The 18,060-nt window shown below is 44.3% G+C and carries 18 protein-coding genes; 3 read left to right on the top strand and 15 right to left on the bottom strand.

All coding sequences use genetic code 11. The features are described from left to right. Positions 1–97: 97 nt before the first annotated feature. The 5 genes from LUCIF_RS23015 to LUCIF_RS22995 form a co-directional block, all read right to left on the bottom strand. Entirely contained in the window at positions 98–550 is a 453-nt protein-coding gene (locus LUCIF_RS23015) for an OmpH/Skp family outer membrane protein (protein WP_122630156.1), read from the bottom strand. A gap of 166 nt (positions 551–716) precedes the next feature. Continuing rightward, on the bottom strand, positions 717–1,478 hold the full coding sequence (locus LUCIF_RS23010; protein ID WP_122630155.1) for an REP-associated tyrosine transposase: 762 nt from the start codon (positions 1,476–1,478) through the stop codon (positions 717–719). Between the two features lie 197 nt (positions 1,479–1,675). After that, entirely contained in the window at positions 1,676–2,248 is a 573-nt protein-coding gene (locus LUCIF_RS23005) for a carbonic anhydrase (RefSeq protein WP_122630154.1), read from the bottom strand. 289 nt (positions 2,249–2,537) lie between these two features. Next, positions 2,538–3,200 carry a class I SAM-dependent methyltransferase gene (locus tag LUCIF_RS23000; protein ID WP_122630153.1) on the bottom strand — a complete coding sequence of 221 codons (663 nt, stop codon included), beginning with the start codon at positions 3,198–3,200 and terminating at the stop codon, positions 2,538–2,540. Positions 3,201–3,539: 339 nt separating this feature from the next. Further along, positions 3,540–4,499: a hypothetical protein gene (locus tag LUCIF_RS22995; RefSeq protein ID WP_126720624.1), complete on the bottom strand. Its 960-nt coding sequence runs from the start codon at positions 4,497–4,499 to the stop codon at positions 3,540–3,542. Between the two features lie 588 nt (positions 4,500–5,087). Here LUCIF_RS22995 and LUCIF_RS22990 point away from each other — a divergent pair. Further along, positions 5,088–6,101, top strand: a complete 1,014-nt coding sequence (locus LUCIF_RS22990) for a porin (protein WP_122630151.1) — start codon at positions 5,088–5,090, stop codon at positions 6,099–6,101. Positions 6,102–6,296: 195 nt separating this feature from the next. On the opposite strand, the gene LUCIF_RS22985 is transcribed toward LUCIF_RS22990, so the two are convergent. The 9 genes from LUCIF_RS22985 to LUCIF_RS22950 form a co-directional block, all read right to left on the bottom strand. Beyond that, positions 6,297–6,797 carry a fascin domain-containing protein gene (locus LUCIF_RS22985; RefSeq protein WP_122630150.1) on the bottom strand — a complete coding sequence of 167 codons (501 nt, stop codon included), beginning with the start codon at positions 6,795–6,797 and terminating at the stop codon, positions 6,297–6,299. 268 nt (positions 6,798–7,065) lie between these two features. After that, the gene (locus tag LUCIF_RS22980; RefSeq protein WP_122630149.1) at positions 7,066–8,727 is read right to left on the bottom strand and encodes a PTS transporter subunit EIIC; all 1,662 of its coding nucleotides are present in this window, start codon (positions 8,725–8,727) and stop codon (positions 7,066–7,068) included. Between the two features lie 94 nt (positions 8,728–8,821). Further along, a complete protein-coding gene (locus LUCIF_RS22975) occupies positions 8,822–9,295 on the bottom strand; it encodes a PTS sugar transporter subunit IIA (RefSeq protein WP_243638786.1) in 474 nt (157 codons plus the stop codon). A gap of 53 nt (positions 9,296–9,348) precedes the next feature. Beyond that, complete coding sequence (locus LUCIF_RS22970) at positions 9,349–10,227, bottom strand: aldose 1-epimerase family protein (protein ID WP_122630147.1); 879 nt, start codon at positions 10,225–10,227, stop codon at positions 9,349–9,351. Then, positions 10,224–11,624 carry a 6-phospho-beta-glucosidase gene (locus tag LUCIF_RS22965; protein ID WP_122630146.1) on the bottom strand — a complete coding sequence of 467 codons (1,401 nt, stop codon included), beginning with the start codon at positions 11,622–11,624 and terminating at the stop codon, positions 10,224–10,226. Before LUCIF_RS22965 ends, LUCIF_RS22970 begins: the two co-directional genes overlap by 4 nt. Positions 11,625–11,847: 223 nt before the next feature. After that, positions 11,848–12,699: a MurR/RpiR family transcriptional regulator gene (locus tag LUCIF_RS22960; RefSeq protein WP_122630145.1), complete on the bottom strand. Its 852-nt coding sequence runs from the start codon at positions 12,697–12,699 to the stop codon at positions 11,848–11,850. Positions 12,700–12,987: 288 nt separating this feature from the next. After that, positions 12,988–13,065 carry a putative holin-like toxin gene (locus LUCIF_RS27435; protein ID WP_370744942.1) on the bottom strand — a complete coding sequence of 26 codons (78 nt, stop codon included), beginning with the start codon at positions 13,063–13,065 and terminating at the stop codon, positions 12,988–12,990. Between the two features lie 258 nt (positions 13,066–13,323). Then, positions 13,324–14,619, bottom strand: a complete 1,296-nt coding sequence (locus tag LUCIF_RS22955) for an L-cysteine desulfidase family protein (RefSeq protein WP_122630144.1) — start codon at positions 14,617–14,619, stop codon at positions 13,324–13,326. A gap of 59 nt (positions 14,620–14,678) precedes the next feature. After that, positions 14,679–15,938 carry an SLC5/6 family protein gene (locus LUCIF_RS22950; protein ID WP_207858373.1) on the bottom strand — a complete coding sequence of 420 codons (1,260 nt, stop codon included), beginning with the start codon at positions 15,936–15,938 and terminating at the stop codon, positions 14,679–14,681. 446 nt (positions 15,939–16,384) lie between these two features. Between LUCIF_RS22950 and LUCIF_RS25850 the strand changes: the two genes are divergently transcribed. Further along, positions 16,385–16,615: a hypothetical protein gene (locus LUCIF_RS25850; protein ID WP_126720623.1), complete on the top strand. Its 231-nt coding sequence runs from the start codon at positions 16,385–16,387 to the stop codon at positions 16,613–16,615. A gap of 737 nt (positions 16,616–17,352) precedes the next feature. Further along, positions 17,353–17,457 (top strand): helix-turn-helix domain-containing protein, encoded by a 105-nt coding sequence (locus LUCIF_RS27430; RefSeq protein WP_207858346.1) that lies wholly within the window; start codon positions 17,353–17,355, stop codon positions 17,455–17,457. A 389-nt stretch (positions 17,458–17,846) separates the two neighbouring features. Here LUCIF_RS27430 and rpoZ read toward each other — a convergent pair whose 3' ends face one another. Next, positions 17,847–18,053 (bottom strand): DNA-directed RNA polymerase subunit omega, encoded by a 207-nt coding sequence (rpoZ, locus tag LUCIF_RS22940; protein ID WP_122630142.1) that lies wholly within the window; start codon positions 18,051–18,053, stop codon positions 17,847–17,849. Positions 18,054–18,060: the final 7 nt, after the last annotated feature.

Raw genomic sequence — 18,060 nt, 5'->3', positions numbered from 1 at the left:
GAACGGGAATGGAACGTGTCCCCTTGACACTTTACACTTCTGCCAGGAAAAAAAAGCCAACGGATTTTTTACGTCCGTTGACCTTTTGCTGCTTAATTTATTTACCCGTAATCTTTTTCATTACATCGTCCGTTATATCCTGTCCACCGTAAACGACCTGGCTTTTATCTATAACAATGGTCAAGCCTTTGGCATCGGCAACTTCTTTTATTGCAGCGTCGACTTTATCATTAATAGCCCCTAAGAGTTCCATCCGCTTTTGCTGAAGACCTTGTTGAAGCTGCTGATATAAAGCCTTTTTATCCTGGTCATTCATGTTAGCCGACTTGGCATTAAAATCATCTTGCGCTTGTTTGACTGCCGCCTGATAAGTTGCCTCCGCTTGGGCCATGTCCGGATGCTGCTGGACCAACAGTTGATAGTTTACGATACCGATGGAAGATGACGCAGCAGCATGGATTATGCCGGGTTGGGTTAATGAAATTGTTCCCAAAAGCATTAGAGTTGCCAGGAAAACGTTCTTTAATTGTTTGGTAGCTGTTTTAATCATTTGGTTTTCCTCTTTTCCCGTATTAATAAAAGTTCTTGTAACTTGATATCCTCTCTCAATTAATCTTATCAGATTCTATAAATAATTCATAGTCCCTTTAATTCCGTTTTCCCCTTTTTCTCTAGTCTTTCGTTGGTGTCGGGGGGACGGGGTTTGTGACACCCCTTTATGCTTTTAAAACAATCCCACGGTTAATACCTGTAAGTCTTTCAATTTGGCGAATAGACAAGTGTTCCGCCTTTAGTTTCTTCAAATATTCATTTCTTGTTGTCACATCGAACTTCTGCAAATCTATCGCGTTCTTTACTTTGCATACTGTTTTTATTATTAATCTTGCTTCTTCATCTGTAATCCGTCCCTTTTCATTGTCTATGTCCAGGCATACATCCTCATTAATTTCATTGGTATACTCTGTAAAGATTCGTATTGCCTTTTCTCTTTCCTCGCTTATCATTCCAAGCATTAGTTCTACATCTACCAAGCCGGCCTGATCGACATACTCATTATAGCTGCTCCATTTATATTCTCCTACTTCCTTGACCAGTCCCGCTTTTACCGGATTCTGATGGATATATCTTTGCACTATCTGAAAATATTGTTCGTCTTGTACCGGTTCACTTTTAAACCGGTCCTGGAACAGGTTCCCGACTCTTTGGTATTTAGTATTATACCAATATACGTAACTGCCACATAAACGTCGCATCACTTGTTCTAATGGTTCAATTCCAATTTTCAACAGCAAATGAACATGATTTCCCATTAAACAATAGGCATATACTTTGTATTGGCTTTTTTCCTTATATTTCCCGAGGGTTTGCAGAAAATGAGCTTGATCTTCTTCCTCTTCAAAGATCGTTTGCCGATTGATTCCTCTCATAATTATATGGTAAATTCCGCTTTCACTTTTTTCTCTAGCCTTTCGTGGCATTTTTTACACCCCTAGTTTAGCTTACCTCACAACGTCCGGGTTGTCAATAACCCCGTCCCCTTGACACTAAAAAGAGCCGACCGCACCCGGTTAGCTCTAATTCAAAAATTGAATCCTATATATATAAATACTTTTATTGGAAAAAACCAGTACGATTCAAATAAGCCAACGAAACCGGGAGCCGACGAGGGCTGGGGTTAAATTAAGAACTGTACCAGACCATCATAGATATCATAAAATGCACCAACGATTTTAAGACAATCCTTTCTCATGGCTTCCCTAATAGCAGGCGAAGATCTGACCCGCTGTATATTCAGGTCAATATTGGCTTTAATGGCATTATCCAGTAAGTTTCCTACCTGCATTTTCGCTCTTTCCACGGCAGGTTCTATCGCTTCCATAATGAAAGCAATACCGCCGGATTCATGATTTCCCTCCACCGCCGCCTTAACCGCGCCGCAATCCTCATGTCCTAACACCACGATTAACTCTACGCCAAAATGGGAAACCGCGTACTCCACGCTGCCCAGAACCAAGTCATCGACTACTCCGCCTGCCGTTCTTACAACGAACAAATCACCAAGTCCCTGACCAAATATTATCTCCGGCGGCACACGGGAATCGGAGCAGCCAATGAGAATCGCAAAGGGCTGCTGCCCCTCCGTCAATTCTTTCCTTCGTTCCATGCTAACATCAATGATCGCACATTGCCCAATTATATACCGCTCGTTCCCCTCGATCAGCCTTCTGAGGGCATGTTCCGCAATCATGGCTCACACAAACTGGAGGCTAAAACGTCAGTTGGTCTATCACAGACAGCCGAAATGGGTATTCCGGACAATTCTGACTCCTCCTCTACCCTGTATTTCACTGCAGCAACGAATCGCAAATTCTGCTCATACCTTCCTACAGTGTTGGTACAGAATATGATATTGTTTGTTAAAAAATCACCCCGCAACTACATGAATTATTTTATATAAGCAAATTTGCAAACTTAATACCATCAAAGACTATCTTCCTGGCGCCGGCTTATCTTTGCTCTAAAATCAGGACATATCTTTATTGCTTTCTTAACAGCCCCCGAAAACAATATAAACGCCCCCACAAATCGGAAAAAATTGCGTCACTGGGTAATTTAAAATCCACATGCCCTGCAAATTTTAGCCCCGAATGAGTAACCACTTGTTCCAATAACTGCAAGTTTATACTTGGATAGTCAAAAGTAAGTATCATTAATCCTTCATCTTTTATAACCCTTGCAAGTTCAGAAAATGCCTTAACTATATCCAAAGGTGCCAGATGTTCTAGTACTGATATACAATAAATTTTGTCAAACATTTTGTCCTCATAAGGCAAATTCGTTATATTTGCCTGCTTATATTTTATATCACTTAGATACTTTGCCGGAAAATGGCAGGCCGTTTCTTCTCCAACGGTAACTGCTATATCCTCCAGAATTTTAGTACTAGCGACAATACGTTCATCTATATCACAGGCATGCACAACTTTGCATTTGTCATGCAAATAAAATTTGAGTGGGTGACTTAGGCCACAGGCGGCATCTAAACAAATATCATTTTCTTCGGCAAACTGTCTGGCCCACTCATATTCATACGGCCTGCTCCACCAAGTTTCCGGCATATCAAATATAAAATTTTTGTTATTTGAATCTGACGGTACAATAAAGCGTGACACATATTTATCTTCACAATGAACTATCATCCTAACATCTCCATACTAAATTTTTGTCAAATTCCGACTGCTCCAACTCAAATATCCTCAACAATACATTGTATGTTTCGATACTGTTTATTGACTCAGAACTTTCGAATAGGACAATGAACGCAAATAAGCCCTGTCCAAGATGATAAGCTTTCCAGGTAAATTCCTCATGTATTTTCTGGTCTGCCGTCCCCTTGACACTTTGGGACTTTCGTCTTATTTTCTTGGTTCATTACCCTTTTGACGGCCAAAATTAAAGGGGTAGTGTCAGCCAAGCTGTCACTACCCACCAAAAAAGCGTTCACCAATTTTCCTTTATCCGTCACGATTGTTCCGGTGTTATTTCAACGTCCCTGCGCGCAGGTTTTTGCAAAGAACCTGGTATTCCGCATCATTTCCTTTGTGGAGAACCCCGGTAAGGTCTTGGTTGTCGCTCCCTTTCAGCTTTAAGTTTATTGTTCCGTCTTTCTTTTTCGCCTCGAAGAAATCAATTCCGCCGGAATCGCTGCTGCCGCTGATTCTTCCGTCGTCCCTTTCCTCAACCATTGAAAGCTTGATGTGATGAGGCTTATTCTCCCCCTGAATCAACATTTCGCCGTCCCCGTCGTACCAGCCAAGGAAGGCTTGCTTCATATGGAAGTTGATATGGATGACGGCCTTCTCCGGTTTCTTGGCCGGATCGTTCGATGATTTATCTAATTCCATGGTACCGACCCATTGGCCCCGAAGGCTTGTCGCTGTTTCCGGCAGAAACTTGTAGGCTTCGTTGACAAGCTGATCCTTCCAGGCAAAGGCAAAAATCGCGGCCATACCGATCAAAAAGAGCACCATGCGCAGGAAGATCCTACGCCCAAAGTTCGTATTGGGTATTACCGGTCTAAATGGTAAATTGCTATTGGAAGTGTTGCCTGCCAGGCCGTTACCATTTTTTAATTGATCCGTATATTCCTTGCTTAAAATAATTGCTTCCTGAGGTTTTTGCGGATCATAGGCAACTACGACCTGACTGCCCACCTGGGGTATCGAAATAAGAGAAACCAATTGTTTAATTTCAAGCTGAACCGGAGGCTGGTTCTGAGGATAAGCCGTAACCCAAATTCTCAGTACAGGATTATTATTGATCATCGTTCCGGTTTGTTCCAGATTGTCAATCCTCGCCGGAGCCACAACACCGGCACTTACTAATTTTTTCATCATCCTGCTATTACGGGTTACAGAACGAAACACATAATAAATAGTTCCGATTGTTATGATTAGTGGTAACCCAATCCAGCCCAATAAGTCTACTAAATCACTCATATCTTTTTTCAATCCTTCCTTACTAAAAATACAGATTCGTTATTCCCTGGTTAAAAAAGCAATCAGTAATTAACAGCTTTTATATTTTATTCCAGTATAATTCTAACCGACAACGTCATCAATTACAATATTTTTTTCACAATAAATTTATTGTAATTTAATGATTAAACATATTGCACTTTTACATAAAGCCGAATAAATTATAACAGTATGTTTTTTAGGGGCAATATGTCGGCGGGATAAGTGCTCCCACTCTGTCTTTTTTAAGTATACAAATGTTTTAAATAATAACTTTTTGATTGACATAAATTAGGACTGTACTTTATAATAAATTAAAATTTGTTAATTAAAAGGAACCTTTTAGATAGCATCTATTGAAACTATTGTAAACCAATACGAAAATTTAATGATCCATTCATAAATCGAAAGAATCGATGTTCCGGCTGGAAAGGAGGTCCATCTATAGTTGCCTGAACGTAGATCTTTTAGATGGATAACTGTATTTCAGGATAAGGAAATTGGAAGAAACTTATCCCCCGGTGCACGTTATCTGAATAAAAAAAGCAAGAAACCAAGGGGGGTACTCTAGTGAAAAAAGGATTTATTATTGCTCTTGCAGTCGGTTTGGGATTGTCCGTGGTCGGCACCGCTCTGGCCTATTCGGTTGATGTAAGCGGCGACTTTAAGTATGAATTCCGTTCAAATCATGACGGCGCTTTCCACGATGATGGCAACACGGCAAACAAAATGTCCACCGAATTTAAATTTTCCGGCAAACTCGACGAAAACACCAGCTTTTTCACCCGTTTCAGCGGTCAGGTCAACGACCCGTCGGGTAAATCCACTACCAGTGATTTTAACCTGGACCAGTTTGGCTTAAAAGCCAATTATGGGAACTGGACCTTCTCGCTCGGCCGTCAAGGCGCTCAACTTGGTCAAGGTTCCATCTTCTACGCTGGAAACGACATTAATCCGCTGACCTACTTTGACGGACTCGTTGCCACGGGCAAACTGAACAACCTTAATGTCAAAGTGGTTGCTGGTAAAGCATTTTCCGGCAATAATAAAGGCAGTATCAATAATGCCGTGGAAGATAATTACTTTGACAATCAAAATTGGCTGGGTCTTGATCTAAGCAGTAATATTGATAACGTAACGTTGGGGGCAGTTTTGGCTAAGAAAACCAGTCCCACCAGCGACGCCAATTACTGGGGCGTTAACGCATCTACCAATTTGAGCAAAAACTTTGCGTTAAATGGGGAATTTGCCAGGTCCAATGCCAGCAGCGACACCAATGCCTATACCATCGGCGGCACCTACAGCTGGGACAAAAGCTCCTTCACGATTGCTTACAACAGCGTGCAGGCTAATTCCGTCGACCTTGTAAACTCGGCTATTGGTGGTGTTTACTATCCGAATTACGAGGCCTTTATGGACAACTCAACTTTCCAGGGTATTGGCTATAAGGGCTTTACCTACGCTTATCATCACGACCTGAGCAAGGCCCTTGGCTTCAATGCATATCTGCTGTCGCTGAAAAAATACAACAATAGCCCCGGCACCGACAATGAATTTGGCGCCAACCTGAAATGGAGCTTCTAATTTTAGTAATTAATCATTAAAAAGGCCGCAATACGCGACAACAACTCTGTTTTAATAAAAAATAAATACTTAAAACAAAGAGGCTGCCTCAAAAAAAATTTGAGGCAGCTTTCTTTTGGCGCTAAATACAAAAGGCAAGTCCCGAAGAACCTGCCTCTCGATATAAAGAAAAACTCTACTTTTCTAGTATGTACCCTAGTTTCGTTCAATCACTTCAAAGGTTTCCCACTTTCTGGCCCAGTCGCGATTGGCTATCAGCGGGGATTTCCCGGCATTCTCAGCGGTTACAAATTTTCCATTAGCCATCGACTTAAGGGCAATCCGGTGCGGTCCCATATGGACAACTTCAAAAGTTTCCCACTCCCTGGCCCAATCCCGGTTGGCTATCAACGGAGAATTCCCGGCATTCTCGGCGGTTACAAATTTCCCATTGGCCATCGATCTAAGGGCGATCCGGTGCGGTCCCATAGGAACGACTTCAAAGGTGCCCCACCTTCTCGCCCAATCCCGGTCCGCTATCAGCGGAGAATTCCCGTCATCAGCGGCGGTTACAAATTCTCCATTAGCCATGGACCTTAGGGAAATCAGGCGGTGATTCCCGTCGAAGAATCGGCCTTGCCAATCTTGAGCACTTGCAGTCACGGCCACCGACATAAACATCAATAAGGTTACGGCGAAAAGTATCAGTTTTTTCAAAATTTAACTCCCCCTTATATTGTAGAATGAGAAACCATATCAACTGTATTTTACTGCCTGCTTTCCCTTACCACCCCCTCCCGGTTTACCATTCATTCATACTTTGCAGAATGTGCGAAAAATCCAGTACAGGCAACTTATTAGATGAACTGCTATACCTATAATAAACGTACTTTATGACAATATTATGACAAAAAATCGAAAAAGCCCGCACAATGTGAATTCCCACATCATGCAGGCTTTTATGACCCGTTTTTGCCCTATGCTTTTACCCGGTAACATCCTTGTTGTCGACAACCCCGTCCCCTCGACACTTACTCATTACATATTCTTCAAACTGGCTTTTAAGCACCGATACGATCGGGCCGTAGATAAGCTGGATTGCGTTGCCGCGCCTGATGACGCCCGAACAGCCGGTTGTCTTGAGCAGCGCCTCATCGACCTTCGTTCCGTCGGCAAGAGTCAGACGCAAGCGTGTCGCGCAGTTGTCGATATCGATGACATTTTCTACGCCGCCGACTCCTTCAAGGATCTTGCATGAGCGTTCATCATCTTCTGCGGCATTTTTCTTCGCCTGATAATCAGCTTTCGTATACAGTTTCGCATTGTCTGCAGAGAAATCGTCTTCTCTTCCTGGAATCTTCACATCCCATTTGACGATCAGATAACGGAAGAGAGCATAGTATATAACAGCATAGACCAGCATGAGAACAATTAGCAGTGGATAGTTGGTTTTTGCAGCCCCTTGCAGGATACCAAAAATCGAAAAGTCAATCAGCCCGTCGGAAAAGGTTGTACCGACAGCAATATGTAAGAGTTCACAGGCAGCGAATGCCGTTCCGGCGAGGAGAACGTGGATACCGAAGAGCAGCGGCGAGAGGAAGAGAAAAGTAAACTCGATCGGTTCCGTAATACCGGTAAGAAAAGTCGTCAATGCCGCCGAGAGATAGAGACCTTTGACCGCCGCTCTGTTTTCTTTCTTTACACAATGGTACATGGCAAGGGCCGCGCCCGGCAGACCGCCCATCATGAACGGATACTTGCCAACGAGGAATTTTACGGCATCTATGCTGAAAGCTTTTGTATTCGGATCAGCAAGCTGCGCGAAGTAGATATTCTGCGCACCGAAATACATCTTACCGGCCACTTCCATGCTGCCGCCCAGTGCGGTCTGCCAGATCGGGATATAAAATACGTGATGCAGCCCGAATGGGATCAAAGCACGTTCGATACAACCGAAGAGGAATGTGCCGACAAGACCCGAGCTCACGACGATATTGCCGAGACCGGCAATCCCGGTCTGGATGACCGGCCAAACAAGGAAGAAGACGGCACCGAGCAGAACGGAAGATAGAATGCTTATGATCGGTACGAAACGCAACCCGGCAAAGAAGGAAATGACGGCAGGAAGCTGTATCTTATAGAAACGATTATGCAGATAGGAAACCATCAGCCCCGCGATAATCCCGCCGAAGACACCCAATTCAAGGGAGGTAATGCCCAATACATGCGTAATGGTTCCGGGAGCCGTACCTTTTAGAATCGAGCCATCGGCAAGAACAGTGCCTTTCGCAGTAAGCAGCACGTTAATTGAGGCGTGCATGGCGATAAAGGAAATCGCCGCAGCGAAAACCGCGACAGCCTTTTCCTGTTTTGCCAAGCCGAGTGCTACTGCCATAGCGAAGAGGAGCGGTAAATTACCGAAAACAACGATACCGACGGCTTTTAAAATTTCTAAGAATACGTGCAGAACTGTACCTTGACCAAGCATCCCTTCCAGATGATAAGAAGCGATTGTCGAAGGATTGGTAAACGATGCGCCAATCCCCAGCAGAATACCGACGAAAGGTAATATGGAGATCGGCAGGAAGAAGGATTTCGCCATTTTTTGCAGCACTTCAAATGCTTTTCCGCTTTGACTGTTTCCCATAATTCATCATTCATCTCCTCTTAGATTAATAAAACTTTTAAGTAGGCATTAAAAAAATAATGGCATAGGCATAACGAATGAAATACGCTTTATTTTATACAAGCGTGTACTCCAAAACCGCTTCGCCGTGCGTGACGGCATTCTTTTTTTGCAGTTGCAATGATTTTACCTTCTCTAGATTGCTGATAATCGTCATTGTATGTAGGTTAATGCCCGCCGACTTGATTTTTTCCAGATTGACTACGGCAATTAAATCGCCTGCCTTGACTTTTTGATTTTGCGTGACTTTGGGCGTGATCTCGCCGTTTTTGAGATGAACCGTGTCGATTCCAATGTGGACAAGAACCTCTACGCCATTTTCATCACGCAAACCGTAGCAGTGAAAGGAACCGTCGTATACGGAAACGACCTCCCCGCTCACCGGCGCGTAAACTTCCGCAGCGGCCGGCAATACGGCAAAACCGTCGCCCAACATCTTACCGGCGAACATCGGGTCCGGAACGTTTTCCAGCACCAGGATCGAACCGCTCTGTGTGGCGCATAACACCCCTTTTCTTTTCTTAAACACTCCAAACAAAGTAAACACCTCCTTCCTTTTTCTCTTCCCAATGTTTTCTATTTTCACATAATTTCAATGGTATATTCAGCCCCAAACTCCGCGCCTCCCGCCAGCATATTTCCATATGCCCGCTCCGCAAGAGTTCCCTCAAAATTTTCAGCATCGCACCGTCCGAACCAGGGCTCTATACATACAAAAGGCGCCTTCTTTTTGGGCGGAGACCAAATCCCCACCACCGGAGCATGAAATTTTACCGACAGATATGGCTTTTTGTCACTATTTAAAAGCGATACTTGACGAAATTGATAATTTTCGAAGAGTAACGCATCCAAATCAAAAAGATGCTCTTCCAGGGAAAGGGCTCCTTCTTTCAACGTTATTGGATACTCCTGATTTTGATAGAGATATTCCTTGCCGATATGGTGGTAAACTAGCGGTCCGGACGTATCAAAAGCCAAAAAACAATCCGATTGTCTCTCGTTTTTATCGAAGGGACAAATAAACGCCGGATGGGAACCGACAGAAAAATACATCGTTTTATCTCCCGTATTTACAACCCGCCAACTGACAACAACCTTTTTCCCTACAATCTCATAGCCGATAATCAGGCGGAAATCAAATGGATATATTGTCATTGTCGCCGCATCATTTTCCAGCATAAAATGAAGGGTCTTATCCGTTTGTTCCAAAAGGGTAAATTCTTTATCCCGGGCAAATCCGTGCTGCATCATCGGATAGGTTTTTCCCCGGTATTGGTAACTGTTCTGCTTAAGCCGCCCCACCACCGGAAACAACACGGGCGATGTTCGCCGCCAATACGCCGGGTCTGCTTGCCAAAGATATTCCCGGCCGGTTTCATTGGATACTAATGATTTTAGTTCTGCGCCAAAACGATTTACTGCTACCGTGATATATTCGTTCTTCAACCGGTAACTTGTCATATCTTTCCTCCGTTTCTCTGAGCTATCAGTTCTGCTGCCACCGGGTCTTTAGGGACTACCCCTTGCTTTTTCAACTCACGTATTTTGGCGGCAAACTGGGGAAGATGGTTTTCGTGCGCTACAAAGAGTTCATCTAAAACCGCCTTCGCTTCTGCCCCATTATCTACCAGCGGATTCATAGTAAAAGCCTCTAATGCCATGCCATAATCGCCCGTAATTGCAGCTTCAATAATACATTCTTCCATGGCTTTCATGAGCTGCAGCCAGCCTTTCTCGTGAGCCCTCATTTCTCCCCAGGCAAGCGGTTCTGCTCCCGTAGCGGATAGGATACTCGAAACTTCAACGATAGAATCCGGGGCAAGACACGGTAACGCCCCCTTATTTACTGTGCTTACTACCATATGAATCTTCTTGTCATTGTGTATTGCATGAATACAGGTGCAGGCAGCATCGCTGTAGTATGCGCCGCCCCGCTTTTCCAGCTCTGCCGGTTTACTGGCCAGATTCTCATCTTTATATAACTCAAACAGGGTCTTTTCCACATTCTTCATTTGCTCGGCCCGTGTTTCTCCTTTGGCGAATTCCGCTAAACTGTGCTGCAACATTTCCTTTTTCATGTAATAGTACCGATGATAACCACACGGCAGTAAGTTCGTTGAATACAAAAGTTCTAAAGGAAATTCAGCCTGATAAATATTGGCCGGTGTACCGCCGTCCTTATCGTTTATGTGCGCAATCAGCTCCCGGGTTATATCCATTCCATTCGAGTCAAATACCTTATGCCAATGAAAATGATTTAATCCCGCAAAACGATAATGCATATCTTTTCTTTCTTGGGCGATTACAGCCGGTTCTCGCATCATCGCAATCTCCGGCACATTACAAAGACCAATACATTTTTTCCATCCAAAATGTTTTATGACCGCCTCTGTCACCATACCGCTGGGATTAGCGAAATTAATCAACCAGGCCTCAGGACATAGCTCACGCATGTCGTCAATAATCGCTTTCATCACCGGTATGGTTCTAAAAGCTTTAAAAATCCCGCCGGCTCCGTTCGTTTCCTGTCCCAACATGCCATGTGACAGCGGGATTCTTTCATCTATAATGCGCGCATCCAAAAGTCCGACCCTAAACTGTGTGGTAACAAAATCCGCATCTTTCAAGGCTTCCCGCCGGTCTAGGGTCAGGTATATTCTTACATCATAGGGAGTCGCCGACCACATACGCTTCGCCAACGCACCGACAATGTTTAATTTTTCTTCCCCCTCGGGTATATCTACAAGCCAAATTTCGCGTATTGGCAACTCCGGATATCTTTTTATTAAGCCTTCCATAAGCTCCGGTGTATAACTGCTGCCGCCGCCTATCGTAACAATTTTGATTCCATTCTTCATCGTTATTTGCCCCTTTAGCTTTTATCTTTTTTACACTTTAAGTATAAGCAGCGAATTTTTTAGGAGCAATAATATAGGAACAAACAGAAACATCTCTTTCTAATTTTCCTTCTCTTTCCGGTATATTTTTGAAACTTTTTGAATTCTTTTTCAAATACGAATTTTATTTGAGGAAAATAAAAAGAAACCGTGTAAAAGTACACAGTCTCTTTTTTTACTAATTTTAAATCCCGCGATCGTCTATGATATTGATCGTATTTTGTATAAACTTTATATTCTCTTCGTAGCTCATTTTAAAAATACAGCTGAAAATCAAATCCATGACATACTGCATGGCAATATGCGAGGCAAACTGTGACAGACGCAAACGAAAATTTTCTCTATCACTGATACATAAATGATATTTTACCGAACCGGCCATCTCGGTATTTCCGGCCCGCCCGATCCATATAATCGGAATACTCATCCCGTTTAATATTTTCACGATATTAGGGATAAAGGTTGCCCGGCCTGAATACGACATAATAATAGCCACATGCGTTTTATCCGACACCATTGCCTGCCTTCTTTGTTTGTAAAAGGATTCCGCATAATTCACCACACGCCCAATGGAAAGCATCTTATCTTGAAAATTTTCAGCAATACTAATATTATGGGCATGGGTATATACATCAATTGTCCGGGCATTATGCAAAGCGAGAACCACTTTTCTCAACTCTTCAAAATCAATAAATTTATGAGTATCGGCCACCGTTTCCTCGTAAAGCCCCAGCAGCTTTTGCGCAATAACTCTTTGGCTGTCTTGCGGTGAAAAAGGAAAATTCACATCAATTCTTTCGCCGCTTTTTTCCATAGCGGCTTCCTGGGCTAATTTAACCTTAAGTTCATTAAAGCCACTTAATCCTATTTTTTTACAAAACCGATGAATCAAAGATTTGGACACAAAGGTCTGTTTTGTCAGGTCTTCCACTGTACTCATTATAATTTCTTCCCGGTGCCGTAAAACATAGTCGGCAAATTGATTTTCAGCCGGAGTTAAGCGGTCACAGTATTTTACCATGTTTGTAATATTCATACGCCACCTCCCATGTTCATGAGTACACTCTTTTACTTTTAAATTTATAATTTAATTATATAAACTCAGGGAATATCAATCAATGAAAAAAACACACGGGCACGCGGAGACAGGTTCAGCAAAAGAATAACAGCCGCGCATACTTGAATATTCTTTTCAAAATGGGTACAATATAAATAAAAGGACTGACGTGTTGCAAGCACGCCAGCCCCGTAGGTTGTCTAACCGGGAACGGTTAGCCTAAATCGGGTTACTAAAGAATAACCGCAATTCCTTGGCTGGGAGCGGTTATTTCTTTTTTATGATTAAAACAACAAGCGTTGCAAACGCTATCATAAGATACATAGCCTCAAATGTTGATATCATAATCACCCCCTTTCTTAAAAGGGAGTGCTAACCGTTCCCAAACAACCCAAAAATATTATAGCATATTCTGATTTTATTCGGGTCAAGTTCACGTAAAAAAAAGAAAAGCTTGTGGGTTTCACAATAATGTAATAAATACGCCCATAACCTACTAAACGTAAGTTATAGACGTTTTCTCCATAATACAAAAACTCCCATGCCCTTAATAGGCTGGGAGTTTTTTTCCCGTTGTCCACTAAGATTGATCCGTTCTAGCTCCTATACCTTGTTCAACATAATCTGTAAAATCTGGTCATCCGTTTGGACCATGCCTTTGCAGGCCAACTCACCCACATTGGCTATGGAACGGTCTACATCGTCGGCCACAATCCCTTCATAACCGGTCACCCGGGTCCCTTCGAGCGCCATCAGCACGGATTTGCACGCCGCCGCAGCCGCCGTAGACACTTTCATGGCACAACTATTGGAGGCTCCATCACAAATCATCCCGACCAGATCCCCTACCATATTGGAAATCGCCATACTCACCGTGTCAAAATCCTGCCTCAACAGCCAGGCCATGCCGGCTGCCGCCCCCATCGCCGCGGTGGATACGGCGCACAATGCCGAAAGCTTCGGCAGTTTGCCGTGAATATAAATCGCCATCATGTGGGATAACAACAACGCCCGCGTCAGCCTTTCCTCGTCTGCGCTCAGAGCGGCGGCAAGCACGCTGACCGGCACCGTCGCCACAATGCCCTGATTGCCCGATCCCGAATTGGTCATGGCGGGCAGGGATGCCCCGCCCATGCGGGCATCCGATGCGGCGGTCGTCCGCATCACGATTCGCGTCACCAGACTGTCCGCCAGAAACCCTTCCTCGCTTTGCCGCTTGAGCGTCGCGCCAATATGCAGTCCATAACCGCCCTTCATTCCTTCGTCCGCCATGGCATCATTCAGCCGCGCCGCCTCCCGGATAAAGCCGATCCTAGTGAGCGGGGCCTGCGTGGCAAAATCGTATACATCCCGGGCTCCGATTCCGACTAAGGAGTACGCTGTATTGTCATCATCCGTTGCCTGCTCTTGCCGCTGATAGATTTCTTCTCCATTCTGTTCGATCCGGACCACCCGGGTATGCTCGTCGGCAATACAAACCCGGACCCAATCGGGGCCGCTAAAAACCCGCGCTTCCGCATATAAAACGTTCGGCACCTCGGCAACGGCAAGGTGCACCCGTTCTTCCGCCACCATTTTCTTGCCTGCTTCGACCTGCTCCGGCGTCAGGCGCTTCAGTACTTCCAACTGGCCGTCCGGGTCGCCGCCCAGTGCCCCGACGGCGGCGGCAATGTATAATCCGGGCATACCGGTACCCGGTACCATTACGCCCATTCCGTTTTTCATTAAATTGGCTGAAACCCGGGCTTCGATTTTCTCCGCCGGCTTCCCCAGTCTCCTGGCGGCTATCGCTGCAGCCAGGGCCAGGGACACCGGCTCGGTACAGCCGACTGCCGGAATGACCTCCTTTTTTACGGCTTTGATCATCTCAGCCCATACAGGCTTCCACTCGGTTTGCATAGTTAACGCTCCTCCCCCTATGTATTAATTCACCAATTCGTTTCATAACGGTCTTGCACTTACGAAAATGCCAGGAACGGCGATACGCATAGCAATATACCCGTGAAAATAATAATCTTTAAGGCCAGTCCTTTATATTGATGCAGAAAGGGTACTTTATAAACCAAGTAGGCCGGAATCAGACAGCCGACCAAACCAAACACCGGACTGCAGATCGACGTGAAGCTAAGCACCGGCGCATTCAGCACAATGGCGCTCCACGACAATAGCACCGTAAACAGCATGATGCCATAACGTACCTGCGTTTTGTTAATCCGGTTTTCCGGCATGATTCTTGACAGCAGGTTCATGGCAATCCCCTGGCAGGCTTCCCGGAATCCCAGATAGACACCGAAGTAGGCAGTCATGACGGCAAAAATATTAAGAATCAAACTGAATATTTTAACCGATTGCGCTCCCTGGCCCTGCGCCGCCATCGCCAAGGCGGATATATTAGCCTTGGATGCAGACACCGCCTGGTCATGTCCCATGGATAAGGTGAAGGACACGGCATAAAAAAATACCGTCACGAACAGGATGCCAAAGGCAATGTTCATGGCGCGCATTGCCTTGTAGCGCGCAACTTCAATCGATTTTTCATGAGACCGGTAGGAAATAACCATAGGACTTAAGCTTTGAATAAACAGGATGGAAGTCAAGGTAAACGGCAGCATGACAATGGTGTCCCGGGTCAGCGTTCCCAACGGTGGCATAACGCCAACGTTGGCTAAATTCCAGCGGCCGACCATGGCCACACCGAGAAAAGCCACCACCAGCAACTTAGTCAGCACCATACCGGTCGAAATCTTAAACAGAACCTTTTCGCCACGCGAGGCCATCGCCACTAAACAGCAAATCAGCGCTAACCCGTAAAACGGATTTTGGGACAGCAATCCATCTGTGACGCCGAAGGATTGCAAGAAGGACGCACTGTCATTGGTTATGGCCGTCGAATAGACGAAGACCCAAATCACCAACATAATAAAATACAGCGCCCCAAGAAAAATCCCCCAGTTTTTCCCCAGATAGCCGGAAATCACACTGGGATAGTCTTTGCATTCCGGCGAAGCCGCCAAGGTGTTGATAAACAGCCGCTGGAATAAATACATGGCCGGATAACCGATCACTGAGGAAAGAAGAAAAACCCATAATCCCACGAGCCCGACCTGTACGGGCAGAAAGACAATGCCGGCCCCGATCGCCATGCCGATGCTCATGATGACCCAGCCCCAGTCCGTTCCGTCGAAACGGATCGCCTGGCGCCATTCTTCTTCCGTCATGCCCGCCCGTTCCGCTAAACTTCTTTTCTTAGGAATAAACGACGAAGAAACCACTTCTTCCTGACTCGATATACCCATTGATTCCGCCTCCCCTATATTTGAGCCATTTTATCACTTACGGTGCTTGTTTTGTTTCAATGACTGCTCATATTCACGGCTCCTATATAATAGTGAATACCCGTTACCAGATAGGTTTACGTTTTTTGGCAGATACAGTATAATGAAATTGCTAAAACGTCATCAGGGCGCACTAAACTACAACAGCATGTTGCTTGGTATCGATGCATGCTGCTTGTCCATTTCGCACCCAAAATTCTTCAATTCAAACTTTAAGTCCTAGTATTCTCACCCCACTTTCCGCCAGATAGGCTTTTAGTTAGCACTTCTTTGTACAATTACCCATTATGGGATCGTTCATCACCTCCTTTGAGCTCGTAATAGCAACTATGCTTGCTGAACAAATAGGAGCAGCTCAGAGTTCATTAGAAACTTTAGATGCAATTTGTACATTTCTCGATATACCTCTTGCCGATTTTTCCCGTGAAACTGCCTCTGAACTAGAACCAGATTTAAAAAGGTTGCTTGAAGTAAGCAGAAGCTTACCTTTTGAGCAGCGAGAACCAATTACCAAATTTCCGGAAGCATTGAAATGGATAGACAAGGTACTTTGCCTTTAGTTTTACCTCCAAAAACGCTGTTTTTTATCCCGAGGGTTTAAGAAATCTCCCCCGCAACATCTTGCTTGTCGACAACCCCCCCTTCCTATGCCAGCCCAAATTCGCCCTAATCCCTTCATCGGTATGAATTCGGGTACCCATAAGATTACATGGTATTCTCAACCGATGGCTTTCCTGTGGTTAAATGGAAGAAATCTACACATGTAATTTTCATAATGTTCACACTTATAAAGTGCCGTCTTCATTCATACCATCAGTGTCTCGATTTTTCACCTCCATGGATAATTGCAAGTATGAACATTGTAAACAGCGCCTTCTTCGCAGGGTCGATTTACCTTTTATGGCAGATGCAGTATAATAAAATTACTTAATTTTGGAATCGTCACTACGCCTGACCGCGCGCCAACGCATTACAGGCATGGCAAATAAACAGCATCGGAGGAGATACATCCCCAGCTGTCTTTTTGAGTGTCTTCGATGAGTGCTGTGTCAGTCTAACACTTTGGAAGGCAGACTTTTCCTTGGGTAAACGGCTTAAAATGAGCAAACCGACATAGGGTTATCGACAGCAGCATTTCTGCCGAATACTGCTGCTTCTCTAGGTACCTCCTTTTGTTCTAATTAGGATACCCAAACACCCTACTTTCGCTTTTTTCTTTCATCATCAGAAGTTTTACTTCTAATAATATTTTAGAAGTAAAACTTCTGAAAATCAAGTGTTAAAGGTGTGATTTTATATGATTTTTGCCGAACGTCTAAAAGAATTACGAAATAAACATAAAATCAGTCAAACGGTCCTGGCTGAACTGCTGAAAGTCAGCCAACGACAAATCTCTTATTAGGAAAACGGTAAAGATACGCCTCCATTATCCTCTCTTATCGTTCTGGCCGATTATTTTAATGTATCGCTAGATTATCTGGTGGGTAGATCGGACAATCCAGAGATGAATAATGGTTCTCTTTGACCCTCAAACTAATCATCACTCGAATAACAGAAAAGAGAACAACCAAATGAAAATAGACAAGGTATCGGTTCTATCGTCTATCCTGATCGAAGCTTGTTGTCCGAACAGGATAAAACCAAGCTGAAAGCGACACTTGCCATCGTATTCGGAGACGGAAAACAGAAAAAATAAAGCGGAAGAATTCCTGGTGTTATTTAGGAATTTTTCCGCTTCTTATTTGGCTTACATATAAAACAAGGGAACCGTCCCCACGTACCTGCATACATCTATTTTATGCCGTTTTTGGTCCGCTGATAACCAATCTTGTCATTAGCAATCTCCTCCAAAGCAATCGTTACCGGTTTATCCGATTGGCTTTCGATTAACAATTTATCTCCCTTCACAATCTCGCGGGCCCGTTTCGCAGCAAATACCGCCAGGGTATATTTGCAATCGACTCTTTTTAGTAATACGTCTAATGTAGGATTAATCACGAAATTC

Source organism: Allolucifera butyrica, from assembly GCF_900476375.1.
GTDB classification, from domain to species: Bacteria; Bacillota; Negativicutes; order Sporomusales; family UPPP01; genus Lucifera; species Lucifera butyrica.
Note: the sequence above shows the minus strand (reverse complement) of the source record. Positions and strands in the feature narration are given on the sequence as shown.